The 13,267-nt window shown below is 39.9% G+C and carries 7 protein-coding genes; 2 read left to right on the top strand and 5 right to left on the bottom strand.

Annotated elements, in window-relative coordinates; all coding sequences use genetic code 11:
• Nucleotides 1-51 precede the first annotated feature (51 nt).
• Nucleotides 52-1,530, top strand: a complete 1,479-nt coding sequence (cls, locus tag FEF09_RS00800; protein WP_186774140.1) for a cardiolipin synthase — start codon at nucleotides 52-54, stop codon at nucleotides 1,528-1,530.
• Nucleotides 1,531-1,546: 16 nt separating this feature from the next.
• On the opposite strand, the gene FEF09_RS00795 is transcribed toward cls, so the two are convergent.
• The 4 genes from FEF09_RS00795 to ybeY all read right to left on the bottom strand — a co-directional run bounded on the left by FEF09_RS00795 (nucleotide 1,547) and on the right by ybeY (nucleotide 8,881).
• A complete protein-coding gene (locus tag FEF09_RS00795; protein WP_146302946.1) occupies nucleotides 1,547-1,888 on the bottom strand; it encodes a hypothetical protein in 342 nt (113 codons plus the stop codon).
• A 67-nt stretch (nucleotides 1,889-1,955) separates the two neighbouring features.
• Nucleotides 1,956-3,086, bottom strand: a complete 1,131-nt coding sequence (locus tag FEF09_RS00790) for a lactonase family protein (RefSeq protein ID WP_146302944.1) — start codon at nucleotides 3,084-3,086, stop codon at nucleotides 1,956-1,958.
• 639 nt (nucleotides 3,087-3,725) lie between these two features.
• Nucleotides 3,726-5,594, bottom strand: a complete 1,869-nt coding sequence (gene mnmG, locus FEF09_RS00785; protein WP_146302942.1) for a tRNA uridine-5-carboxymethylaminomethyl(34) synthesis enzyme MnmG — start codon at nucleotides 5,592-5,594, stop codon at nucleotides 3,726-3,728.
• A gap of 2,864 nt (nucleotides 5,595-8,458) precedes the next feature.
• On the bottom strand, nucleotides 8,459-8,881 hold the full coding sequence (ybeY, locus tag FEF09_RS00780) for an rRNA maturation RNase YbeY (RefSeq protein ID WP_146302940.1): 423 nt from the start codon (nucleotides 8,879-8,881) through the stop codon (nucleotides 8,459-8,461).
• Between the two features lie 185 nt (nucleotides 8,882-9,066).
• Here ybeY and FEF09_RS00775 point away from each other — a divergent pair, with 185 nt between their 5' ends.
• Nucleotides 9,067-9,306 carry a ferrous iron transport protein A gene (locus FEF09_RS00775; RefSeq protein WP_089810480.1) on the top strand — a complete coding sequence of 80 codons (240 nt, stop codon included), beginning with the start codon at nucleotides 9,067-9,069 and terminating at the stop codon, nucleotides 9,304-9,306.
• 2,613 nt (nucleotides 9,307-11,919) lie between these two features.
• On the opposite strand, the gene nadA is transcribed toward FEF09_RS00775, so the two are convergent.
• Nucleotides 11,920-12,924 (bottom strand): quinolinate synthase NadA, encoded by a 1,005-nt coding sequence (gene nadA, locus FEF09_RS00770; protein ID WP_146303377.1) that lies wholly within the window; start codon nucleotides 12,922-12,924, stop codon nucleotides 11,920-11,922.
• Nucleotides 12,925-13,267: the final 343 nt, after the last annotated feature.

Genomic DNA, 13,267 nt, shown 5'->3' with positions numbered 1-13,267 from the left:
ATTCTAATAATATTACTATTACCTTTATTCACATAACTATTAATCATTTCCGTGTATCAGGCATTATACTTTCTCTGGGGCACAAACTGGCACATCGCATTGAAAATTATAGGGTATGTGCTGATTTCACTTTCCTTTTTGGGTGTGGTAGGTACTATTCTGCTGGAAAACCGGAATCCCGTTAAGGCGATGGCATATATCATGCTGCTGGTATTTGTCCCCATACTGGGATTAGTAGTATACTATTATCTGGGAAGAGATCTCCGCAAGAAACGCCGGTTTACGTTGAAGGGCAGCAAGGATGAAACCCTTATGTTACGTTACTGGGAATCTCAGAGAAAAGAAATTGATCAGATGCAGTTGCAACTCCGGAAGCAGGTAGCCAGTAAACAGGAGATCTCGGCCATGTTGTTGAATACGCGGCATTCTGTTCTTTCCTGTGATAACCGGATACAGTTACTACTGAATGGAGAAGAGAAGTATCCTGCAGTAATGGAAGCGCTGAGAGCAGCTAAACATCATATACATATCGAGTATTACATCTTTGCTTCAGATGATGTAGGAAATGAAATAGCGGAGATATTACTGGAGAAACTGAGAGCAGGTGTAGAAGTACGATTTATCTATGATGATCTGGGTAGTGACAAGATAGGTGATATACCGGATCTGTTAGAAGAGAACGGCGCTGAGGTCTTTGCATTTTCGCCGGTGCTGATTAATTTCTATCTGAATGCGAATTATCGCAATCACAGAAAGATCATTATTATCGATGGTGAAGTAGGGTTTACCGGTGGTATCAATATAGACGATCGTTATCTGAATAATGCAAAACATCCGGTATTCTGGAGAGATACACATCTGAAATTAGAGGGTGATGTTGTCAATCTTTTGCAGCTGCAGTTTATGATGAGTTATCGTTATTGCAGCAAACAAACATTTCCATTTAGTCCACCTTATTTTCATCGTTCAGATCTCAATGAAAATTGCTTTGCAGATATTGTAGCCAGCGGACCAGATTCTGAGTTTCCGATGGCGATGCAGACGATACTGATGGCGATTAATAATGCGCGTCGTTCTATCCGTATCAGCAATCCATATTTTATTCCTAATGAACAGATATTAACTGCATTGCAAATGGCTGCATTATCAGGTAAAACAGTGCAGCTTATTTTGCCTTTCCGCGGTGATTCATTTTTTGTACAACATGCAGCACAATCCTACATCAAGTCGTTACTTGATGCAGGTGTGAAAGTGTATTTTTATCAGAAAGGTTTTATACATGCGAAGTCAATTGCAATAGATGATAATCTTGCAATTGTTGGTTCTGTAAACCTTGACTATCGGAGTTTTTATCTGAATAGTGAAATTGCTGTAGTCGTTTATGACAAGACTTTTGTTCATAAACTAAATGCAGCATTTGAACAGGATCTGCAAGACTCTGTACACATCGATCGTCGTTCATGGAAGAATCGTTCGCTGTGGCAAAAGTTTATAGACGGCGCATGCAGATTATTGACTCCGTTACTATAGTATATATAGTATGTGATCAGGCGTTATCGTTATCTTCTTCGAGATCTTCATGCCTGTCTCCACCGAGGCTATAGTAATTGTTTTCTTCATCTTCTTCTCCTATCATTTCATTACTATCATCAAGGTCTGCACCTGGCACGTCCAGTCCTTCATCCATCTCACCGGAATCAACAAAAGGTTCTCTTGCGAGTTCATTATTTATACGTGAAGATCTGGTTACTTTTTCCACATCGAGATCTTCCTGTTCGCCTCTGTAAGTGATATCTTCACTAGCAGGGTAAGCAGGATAACCCGGGAATTTTTCATCTTCTGTCAGTTCGGATTTCTTATCTGTTGGTTTAGTGACTTTCTTTTTCATGATCTTATCGTTTTAGTTTTTTATGAAAAAGTTATGCCAATCAGATATCGTTATTCAGCAGCAAATGTTAATTCGTCCCGATCATTTTTAAGCAAACCGGTTTGGGGACTTTTATCTCCTGACCGGTTGGTTTGAGTAGTCCTGTCAGTTTGTTTCTTTTAAATACAACTACGTTATCAGTGTTCTGATTGGCGACCAATAAATAGTTTCCATCAGGATCTATCATAAAATTACGCGGTGCTTTTCCACCAGAAGGTTGTTCACCTTTTTTGACCAGCTGACCGTTCTTACGATCTATGCTGTAGATAACAATATTATTCAATTTATCCCTGTTGGAAGCATATAAAAATTTGCCATCCGGAGAGATGTGAATATCAGCGCCAGAGACAGGTCCTTTATATGCTACAGGGAGTGTTGACAAGGTTTGAAAAGGAATAAGTCTTCCTCTTACGTAATTAAAGGCTGTTACTTTACCATCCAGTTCATGAATAATATATGCCCATCTCCCATTTGGGTGGAAAGTAATATGTCTTGGCCCCGCGCCGGGATTCAATGCAGTATAACCTGTATCAGCAGGCACCAGTGGCAATACGTCGCCTTGTTTATAATTATAAATGACTACCTGATCTATTCCAAGATCGGATACGAATAATGTCTTTTTATCAGGACCAAATACGGTACAGTGTACGTGTGGTTTCTCCTGTCTTTCTTTATTGGGACCTGTACCGGTATGTTCTATTGTCTGCACAGGTGCATCAATTCTACCGTCGTTGCGTACGGGCAATACAGAAAGACTACCACCGCTATAATTGCCTACAATCACATACTTTCCATCTGCATCTGTGGTGATATAACAAGGTGCTGCTCCACCGGAGGCCTGCTTATTCAGGAAGGTGAGGTTACCATTGATGGTATCCCATTCAAAGGCGCTTACGCCGCCTTCATTATTTTCATTTACGGAGTAAACATGTTGTTGATCTGGCGCAATCACGAGATAGGAAGGATTATCCACACCTTTTGCGGTACTTACATAACGTAATGTTCCGGTGCTTGTGTTAAACGCATATACATTGATCCCTTCATCTGCACTTTTTGTATAAGTACCAATCAGGAGATATTTTTCCTTAGTCGTATCTGTTTGTGCTGACAACATCATAGAAGTTAATAAAGCGGTGCAGGTGAGTAAGGTATTGAGCATATACTGTGCCTTTTTATGTAAAAACAAATTACTAAATATGCAATAAAGTATAAAACGCATTTTAAAGCCCATTTCAGCCAATCACCCACTTTATGGAACATTATCATTACCCACTACCCGATCGTCCAAATTTAAGGAGCTTATAAAGTCACTTTTTCAAGGCAAATAACCAATCAAATGATTGAAAATCAATTTTTTAATAAAAATTAAGGAAAAAGCCCAGTCCATAGACAAGGTCCGGGTGTATATACTTCTAATTTAACCTTAACTTTTATTTTGAATAAATTACTATCAACTACAATTTATGATAACGACATATGTGTCTTGTTACACGTGTAACAAAAAGCACAATGTTCCGTTTAAAAAATGTTCAGGTAAATTTTCCAGGAAATCGGGTGGTGAATAAATTCATAGATGCACTAATCAGGTAAATCAGTGGAATGAACTATAAATAAATTTCTGCCTGCTTCGTTAGAAATTTCGTGTGGATGAAAAAAAATAGGTCCGGTCGAGTCATAGGTTCAATCTCATGCATCTTCTTTCAGGGTCCAAGGATTCGGTCTTTGACGAATATAGACAAAAAAAATACATGCCCCTAACAAGCATGTATTTTTATTTTTTGGCTAAATATTATTGTTATCAGCGTCCCATATAGACCATCAGGATTTGTACATCACTAGGATTTACGCCACTGATTCTGCTGGCTTGTCCGAGGGTACGCGGACGAATCTTATTAAATTTCTGTCTGGCTTCTGCGCTCAGGGACACCAATTTGGTATAATCGAATCCATCAGGAATGAGCAGATCTTCCATCTGACTCATTCTTTTCACGAGGTCATTTTCTTTCTCAATATATACTTCATATTTAATCTGGATTTCTGCCTGTTCCAAAGTTTCGTCTCCAAATTCGGCCAGTGCTTTTCCGATCTTCGCTACGTTGTTTTTCATGGAGAAGATATCCATGGTAGGTCTTAACAGGATCTGATAAGCGCGCATACGCTGAGGCAGTGGTGAAGTATTTTTCTCGGCCAACAGGTGGTTGATTTCTTCCGGATCAACAGGTAATTCTTTCAGAATAGCTTTGATCTTCTCCACTCCTTCTTTCTTCACAATCACTTTATCTAACCTGTTTTGTCTGGCGAGTCCCATTTCAAAACTCTGTTCTGTCAGACGTAAATCTGCGTTATCCTGTCTGAGCAAAGTTCTGAACTCTGCTCTTGAGGTGAACATTCTATATGGTTCGTCGGTGCCTTTATTGATAAGGTCATCGATCAGTACACCGATATATGCTTCACTTCTTTTCAATACAAATGGTGCCTGACCACTTGCTTTGAGGTGAGCATTGATACCTGCCATCAGACCCTGACATGCTGCTTCTTCATATCCGGTAGTTCCGTTGATTTGTCCGGCGAAAAACAAATTCTGGATATGTTTTGTCTCCAGAGAGAATTGCAATTGGGTTGGTGGGAAGTAATCGTACTCAATCGCATAACCCGGACGGAACATTTTTACGTTCTCAAATCCGGGCACTAATTGCAGTGCTTTATATTGTACATCTTCCGGCAGGGAGGTTGAAAATCCATTCACATAGATTTCAACGGTGTTCCAACCTTCTGGTTCTACGAACAGCTGGTGTCTGTCTCTTTCAGCGAAACGGTTAATTTTATCTTCAATACTTGGACAGTATCTTGGTCCTACACCCTGAATTCTACCCTGGAACATAGGAGATCTGTCGAAACCTGTCTTCAGCATTTCATGCACCTTATCACTTGTATAGGTGATATGGCAACTTCTCTGTTGTTCGGGTTTAATCTTCTCAACGTCCAGATAAGAAAAACCGGTGATCACATCATCACCAGGTTGTTCTTCCATTTTCGAATAATCCAGACTTCTGGCATCGATTCTTGGTGGTGTACCTGTCTTCAGTCTGTCGCTTTCGAAGCCGAGGGATACTAATTGTTCAGTAATTCCGGTAGCTGCTTTTTCTGCTACGCGACCTCCACCGAACTGTTTATCTCCGATGTGCATCACTCCATTCAGGAATGTCCCGTTGGTAAGCACAACAGATTTTGCTTTTATTTCGTGTCCTAATCCTGTCACTACACCATAGCAACGTCCATCTTTCACCAGCAGTCCTTTTACCATATCCTGATAGAAGTCAACGTTAGGTGTTTGTTCCAATGCTTCTCTCCACTTAGCGGCAAACAACATTCTGTCGTTCTGCGTACGCGGACTCCACATTGCTGGTCCTTTGGAACGGTTCAGCATACGGAATTGAATCATGGACTGGTCAGTTACGATTCCGGAGTATCCTCCCAGTGCATCAATCTCCCTTACAATTTGTCCTTTGGCGATTCCTCCCATTGCTGGGTTGCAGCTCATCTGAGCTATCGTTTGCATGTTCATGGTGACCAAAAGGACTTTTGACCCCATGTTTGCAGCGGCAGCTGCAGCCTCGCAACCGGCATGTCCGGCGCCTACCACAATTACATCGTATGATGGAAACATAATTTTATTTAAATAGAAATGCAAAGGTACATAGAAGCGGGGACATGTAATGTTCCACGTGGAACATCTGAAATTTCATTGTGAAATGAATGGTTGGTGAGTGTAAGTTAGTGCATGTTTGGCTAAGAAGCCTGAATGATTTAATACCTTATGATTCGATGTTTCGGGATTGGTAACCTAATGTTTGATGGTGTAATTGTTTCTTTTAGTGGAATAGTAAATCGTGCGGATAAGAGTCAAAATACTTACTTCAATTGAAAAATTCTAGTTATCGCTTCAGGTGTATAATGACTTCAAGGCTTAATTTTCTCAGTTGTAGGTCACTCCTATTTTAGGATGTGTAGATGTTAGCTACGAGTAAGATTACATTATTTTATTTAGGTGTATATCTAAGGGGCGTTTATATGCTTGTTTTATGTGACAGTTGTTGGAGCTATTGAGAGACATTCATATTGGATGATATTCCTAAATGCAGTTGTTCTGTTTTAGTAAAAGCAGTGATTTACTGCAGTGGGTTTGAGAAGGGCTGTCGGGCTGATGCCCTTCTCCTTGAATTGCTATTGGGCGTTGTCAAGCGTAGTTGGCTGGGTCGTGCTATGAAGCATTATCAAACGTGTGGGATTTGTCGAAGGGCTAAGGCCCGACAGCTCCTTCTCAAACCAGCCGCACAAATTGTCCTTCATGGTAGTTCCCGAGTGTGCTTTGGATATGTTTTTACTGATATTGTTTGTTGAAAACATTGCTGGTTGTTAAGGACATTGAGATTGGTGGTCCCTATTATGCTGTTGTTCTCTTTTAGTAAGAAACTGTGACTTACTGCTATGGATTTGAGAAGGGCTATCGGGCTGATGCCCTTCTCCTTGAATTGCCATTGGGCGTTGTCAAGCGTGGTTGGCTGGGTGGTGCTATTGAAGCATTATCAAGCGTGTAGGATTTGTCGAAAGGCTAAGGCCCGACAGCTCCTTCTCAAACCCGCCGCACAAATTGTCCTTCATGGCAGTTCCCGAGTGAGCTTCGGATATGTTCTTACTGATGTTGTTTGTTGAAAACATTGTTGGTTGTTACAAGGCATTGAGATTGGATAGTGCTTATAACGCGGTTGTTCTCTTTTGGTAAGAACAGTGACTTACTGCTATGGGTTTGAGAAGGGCTATCGGGATGATGCCCTTCTTCTTGAATTACTATTGGGTGTTGTCAAGCATGGTGGCTGGGTGGTGCTATGAAGCATTATCAAACGTGTAGGATTGTCGAAGGGCTAAGGCCCGACAGTTCCTTCTCAAACCCGCCGCACAAATTGTCCTTCATGGCAGTTCCCGAGTGTGCTTTGGATATATTCCTACTGATGAAGTTTGTCGACACTGCTTTGAAACTTTGAATAAAGATGTGCTGCAACTTTGACTAAAGAAGGTATCTAGGCTTTAGATCTCTTCTTTAGAATTTATATAAAACACATTCAGGTGTACATTATTTAAAGAGCTATTACTACCTCTGTCCTATCAGGTCTTCTTTAGGTCTGAAAATCTATGTTCTATAAAATCATTTCAGATCACTTTTTAATCATCAAGTGGGCAGGATGATTGTCTTTATCATAGACATAGATCTCAGTAATAGAATACGAGAATTGCATTCATAAGTTTAGTCCTTCAAATATTTTCTGAAAACCTTAATATCCAACTTAGAGCGTTATCTCTATTAACCAAAAGACCGTAAAGCTTAGATCAATAATTTATTGGGCAGGAACCTTTATATATCTAATCGCTGAATGAAGTATAGACCTTATAATGATCATTTAGAAGGAGCAAGCTATCCCACTCTTAATCGTACGGCAAACAGTTACTATAATTCTAATAAACTCGTCAGTCCACACTATTGCCACATGAATCATAAAATATATAGAGCGGCTTTTGAGCAACAGGTTTAAGGTGGAGACACGGGCCTTAGCCCTTTGTAGATCCTCGTACGATTGATAAGGTTCAATAGCACCACCCAGCCAACCACGCTTGAAAACGCCCAATAGCACCTCTCTACTAAAGGGCATCAGCCCGTGTCCCACCTTAAACCGAATGCTATGAGCTCTCCCTGACATCAAACATCCAATCTCAATATTCATATCATCCCTTGAGCATACAGACGAACGGCAACACGTCAGTCCAACACAATTGTCTCGTCAGTCATAAAATATATAGGGCGGCTTTTGAGCAACAGGTTTAAGGTGGAGACACGGGCCTTAGCCCTTTGTAGATCCTCGTACGATTGATAAGGTTCAATAGCACCACCCAGCCAACCACGCTTGAAAACGCCCAATAGCAATTCTCTACTAAAGGGCATCAGCCCGTGTCCCACTTTAAACCGAATGCTATGAGCTCTCCCTGACAACAAACATCCAATCTCAATATTTATATCATCCCTTAAGCATACAGACCAACAGCAACACGTCAGTCCAACATAATTGTCTCGTCAGTGATAAAATATATAGGACGGCTTTTGAGCAGCAGGTTTAAGGTGGAGACATGGGCCTTAGCCCTTTGTAGATCCTCATACGATTGATAAGGTTCAATAGCACCACCCAGCCAACCACGCTTGACAACGCCCAATAGCAATTCTCTACTAAAGGGCATCAGCCCGTGTCCCACCTTAAACCGAATGCCAGGGGCCCGCCGCAACAGCACCCGTATTCCTGCGATGTTGATAAAAGACTAAACGATAATATCACCGATTTACAGCTATCACCTCACTACGTAATAGGACTAGAAAAATTGTTCATCTAGTTGCCAACCCTTCACAAATGTCCCCTTCAAAAACAAAAAACCGGATCTCAACGACCCGGTTTTACAAAATGTTCCACGTGGAACATTCAATATTTCTCAGCTAAAATATCTCTCGAGACACTGATTTTCCATCTCCCTCATCTTAGCAGATTGGTCTTTAGTTTTGTCTTTGTAACCACAAAGATGAAGAGCACCATGAAAAATTACCCGATGCAATTCCTGTTCTTCTGTCACCTTGAATTTTTCCGCATTGTCGCGAACGCGATCGATGCTAATATAAATTTCGCCTTCTGTGACATCAGGATCCTCTCCCATTTCGAAGGTGACAATATCGGTGAGTGTATCATGCTGCAGAAACTGCTGATTAATTCCTAAAAGGTAATCGTCACTACAAAAAACATACTGCATACTCTTCATCCCCTGACCTTCCTCAGCAAATAAAGCTTTTATAAACGCCTTTAGCTTCGTCTTATTCTTAAGATTTACTTTCACCTCATGTGCAGTAAAATTGATTGCCATACCTCGAACTTATTTTGTAATTGATTGAGAATGTAAAAATATGGTGAAATTTCGGATTACACCTCCCCCGTCTTTGTTCGATTGAGTGTCAGCCAGTACCTTTGTTGCATCACTTAGTAAGAGATACAATTTTGTTACCTGCTAAGATCGAAACACTTCAGGCATTAAAGATTAAATTACAACGGATGAAAAAAGGAGTGATTAAATTGTCTTCCCTTGCTATTGGAAAAAGTGCCGTTATCACATCTTTTGAAAAAGATGATTTGCACCTTAAGTTAATGGAAATGGGTTGTGTACCCGGTGAAACAGTGAAAATAGAAAAGATCGCCCCACTAGGAGATCCGATTTCAATCATGGTAGCCGGTTATAATCTTTCCCTCCGTAAAACAGAAGCAGACTATATATGGGTCGAAGAATTGGTCTAATAGAAAATCCGAATGATACTTTGGCAGCTCAATAGGCTAGTAAAACAGCGTATCATTCGGATTTTTTATCTTCTAGTATCCTATAAAATTATACACCTCAATTACCATCTCCCCCTTTTATCTATACTTATACTATACTCATCCTACGATAATGCTACGTTTTAAACGTAAGTATAACGTAGCATTAAGAAAGTCTGACTACTAACATACTATTCAATCAACCAATATTAGCACGTGACTATTAACAATGATGTCACCGTATTCTTCATTTTACGCGCTATCTCATTCCAGTGTTATTGTAGCCTCGAATAGCCGATAAAAAGGGCTTAAAAAGGCATTTGTTTCTAAATGACGCTTCTGGAACAAGCTTAGACAGACATAAACAAACGAAAAAACAGACCGATATTAGAAAAAGAGATAGGAGCAAGACGTGGATTAACTCCAAAAAAAAGAAAAATTTCCGTCGCAGAGGGCATTTGCAGAGAAAGTAGAAAAATTTTGTGGAAAACTGATGGGGATGAATAGAATTTATAGTAGAAGAAAAGAAATTTCGTGAAATCGAAGGCGCTTATTCACATTTTTCAGAAGAAAAATTAAGTTTTAGAGATTTAATAGTTTAATACAACTTGCTTTTATTGGTTAACTACAAATTTTTGTGGATAAAGTATGCGTTAAATCACTTTTGAGGTCATTGCATCCAAGAATTTTTCAGAAATTGGAAAAAAACTACGCGGTTATTAACATTTTCGGGTAAAAAAATAAATTTCTTTATAGATTTTAGCGGCAATACTCCCCTTTCTCCACAAGTTCATAAACAATTTTTGTGCATAAGCTATCTCCAAAGTTTCGAAAAAGAAAAAATAAGAAAATTTTTGAAAAAATGGACCGGTTTTCCACATCCCAACTCATTAAAAAGAAAAAATTTTGCTTAAAAAAAGAGCAAATTTGTGGATATCGACCCTTTTTCCATGTTTACCCCGCGAATTTGCCCTCCTTATCCACATAAATTCACAAAATAGATAAGAAAGCAAAAAAATTTCGAAAAAATCCGACGATTCAGGAAAATGAAGGCCTTATAATTTTCATAAACGAAGAAAAGCTGTAGAGACCTACAGTATGAGCTATTTATAACGAAATCTCAGCGCCTTCAAAAAATTATTTAGCATGAAAATCAGTTTTTAGATAATTATCGGCCAGTTTATCCACAAAAAGTGAGACCAAAGAAATGAAGCCCTCATATTTCTCCTAAAAAAGACATCTCCGTAGTTACCCACGGTAAAAAAGTCCGTCAAAACTACAGACCATTCATAAAACGTCTGAGATTTAAACCGCTGATATACAGTTCAACTGCTTGTTTTTCATTGCAATTATAAGCGGTTCAAAATTTAAGAGCTCGTATTTTCGTTCTGATTTAAATATCCGTAGTTACCCACAGCAATTTTTATTCACTTCAACCTAAACGCCTTCACTAAGGCCTTGAGAATTAAATCGTACCTACCATCTCCCCTACAATCAAAATTCGTTCAAACTACAAGGCACTCATTTTCGAAGACGCTATATTCTCCATAAAAAAGATATTCACGTAGATACCCACAGGACTAAAAAAGCATTTCATTCATAAGGCATTCATGAAAGCCCTGAGAATTAGATGACCCTTATAAATCCCCGAATCTCAAAATTTCGTCTCCACTATAAGCCACTCATTTCTGAAAGCCTCCTGTTTTCCATCAAAAATGAAAACCTGTGGGTATCCACAGGTTTTTAAACTCATCGCAGCTATAACAGCTTCATGAAAGCGCTGAGAATCAGACGATCCTTACAATCCCCCGATTCCAGCATTTCGTTTCAACCATAAGCCGTTCAAAAATAAACGGTCCATATTTTAAATCTATTCTAAAAATCCGTGGTCCCCTACAGGAATTTTACTTCATCGCAACCACGAGGCATTCAAAATAAAGGGCTCAGAATTAAATCGATCTTATACACACTTGTTTTTGCATTTTCGTCGCAATCTCAGCGCCTTTAAAAATGAAGGCGCTCTCAATTCAATAAAAACCAAAAACCTGTAGGTACCCACAGGATATCCACATTCATGAAAAGCTCAAAGCCTTCAAAATAAAGGGCTTAGATTTTATTGTTTTATAGCAATTCACATAATGTGAATTTCATCGCAACCATAAGCCCTTCAAAAATGAAAGCCGCATAATTGGAGTCAACTTGAAAATCCTGTGGGGTACTACAGAGTTTTGTACTTCGTCCAAGCTATAAAGCCTTCGCAAAAACGGCTGAGAACCTCCCAAACCGACCAGTTCCCCTAAAGAACACATCTATTGCAGGGATAAGGCCTTCCGAAATGAAGGCGCTGAGAATCGTCTGATAAGCAAAATACCGTAGGGGGGTACAGTATTTTTCTGAATATTTGATCTATAAGCGGTAGGAAAAACGAATGCTATAGCACATAATAGCTCGTATAAGGGGCTGAAACGACCTGAAGCAAGCTGCCCATAAGCCCTTTACGGGCATAAAAAAGGCCTGATTAGCATGCTAATCAGGCCATAATATGATAAATTAGACCAAAATTAAGTTATAAACCGTTGTTTTTCAGTTATTTAACTACAATCCGTAGTGTGCGGAGATCTCCAACATCCTTTCTATCGGTTTTTTCGCCGCGATCCTCAATTGTTCATTCATTGTGATCTCCGGTTCCTCGTATTCCATGCACAGGTACAACTTTTCCAGAGTATTCAACTTCATGTGTGGACAATCATTGCATGCACACGCATTATTCGGCGGAGCCGGAATGAAAGTTTTGAAAGGATTCTCTTTTTGCATCTGATGAAGGATACCGGTTTCGGTTACCACGATGTATTCCTTCGCATCATCTTTTTTGGAAAAATTCAGCAGGCCTGTAGTCGATCCGATGTAGTCGGCAATTTCAAGAACAGCTGCTTCACATTCCGGATGCGCTATCACCTTGGCTTTCGGATGACGGATCTTCAATTTTGTTATCTTTTCAAGAGAGAAGATCTCATGTACCATGCAGGCACCGTTCCACAACAACATGTCCCTTCCCGTTTTTTTGGACAAATAAGCCCCTAAATTCCTGTCGGGGGCAAAAATGATCGGCTGATCCTTCGGAACGCTCTCGATGATCTTTTCGGCGTTAGAAGACGTACAGATGATATCGCTGAGCGCTTTGATACCCGCCGAACAGTTGATGTAGGAAATTACGAGGTGATCAGGGTGCTTTTCCTTGAATTTTCTGAAAAGTTCCGGAGGAGCACTGTCGGCCAGTGAACAACCCGCTTTCAGGTCGGGAAGTAAGACCTTTTTCTGCGGACTCAGAATTTTTGCCGTTTCTGCCATAAAGTGTACACCGGCAAAAACGATCATGTCAGCATCCGTTTTTGCAGCCTGCTGACTTAAGCCCAGACTATCCCCGATGTAGTCGGCCACATCCTGAATATCTGGTTCCTGGTAATAGTGCGCCAGGACAATCGCATTTTTTTCTTTCTTCAATCTTTCGATTTCCGCAAAAAGATCAAGACGTACATCAACCGGCAGGTCGAGGTACCCTTTTTTTTGAAGTTCGCTTTTAGCAATTTCGAGCTCCCTCATCATAATTATATATCTAGTTATTTTTTTAAAAAAGAAAAACCCACTACTATTAGGGCTGTGAATATGTGAAAACAAATTTTGACCGTCGTGTACAAATGTAGTTGTTATTCTTTTTGCCACGGCTATCCACAATAAATTAACAGTCGAGATTGGCCATAGTCCTGAAAAACCCTATTTTAATCCACACCCGTGGATATCGTTTTCCGTGAATAATTTCTTAGCGTGACCTGTATTAAGAAAATGTTAATAGCGGGGTAAAACAATCCCCAAAAATCCACTTTTGCGAACCGGACCATTTTCTTCCGAAATAACAAAATTAGTTTTCAGGTAGCCGAACGAGGGT

Origin of the sequence: Chitinophaga pinensis, assembly GCF_007896845.1 — a bacterium.
Lineage (GTDB): Bacteria > Bacteroidota > Bacteroidia > Chitinophagales > Chitinophagaceae > Chitinophaga > Chitinophaga pinensis_C.
Note: the sequence above shows the minus strand (reverse complement) of the source record. Positions and strands in the feature narration are given on the sequence as shown.

Coding starts and splice junctions, on each gene's coding strand:
- FEF09_RS00790 (WP_146302944.1), bottom strand. CDS start 3,086: ATGCTCAATACCTTACTCACCTGCACCGCTTTATTAACTTCTATGATG.
- mnmG (WP_146302942.1), bottom strand. CDS start 5,594: ATGTTTCCATCATACGATGTAATTGTGGTAGGCGCCGGACATGCCGGT.
- nadA (WP_146303377.1), bottom strand. CDS start 12,924: ATGAGGGAGCTCGAAATTGCTAAAAGCGAACTTCAAAAAAAAGGGTAC.
- FEF09_RS00795 (WP_146302946.1), bottom strand. CDS start 1,888: ATGAAAAAGAAAGTCACTAAACCAACAGATAAGAAATCCGAACTGACA.
- ybeY (WP_146302940.1), bottom strand. CDS start 8,881: ATGGCAATCAATTTTACTGCACATGAGGTGAAAGTAAATCTTAAGAAT.
- FEF09_RS00775 (WP_089810480.1), top strand. CDS start 9,067: ATGAAAAAAGGAGTGATTAAATTGTCTTCCCTTGCTATTGGAAAAAGT.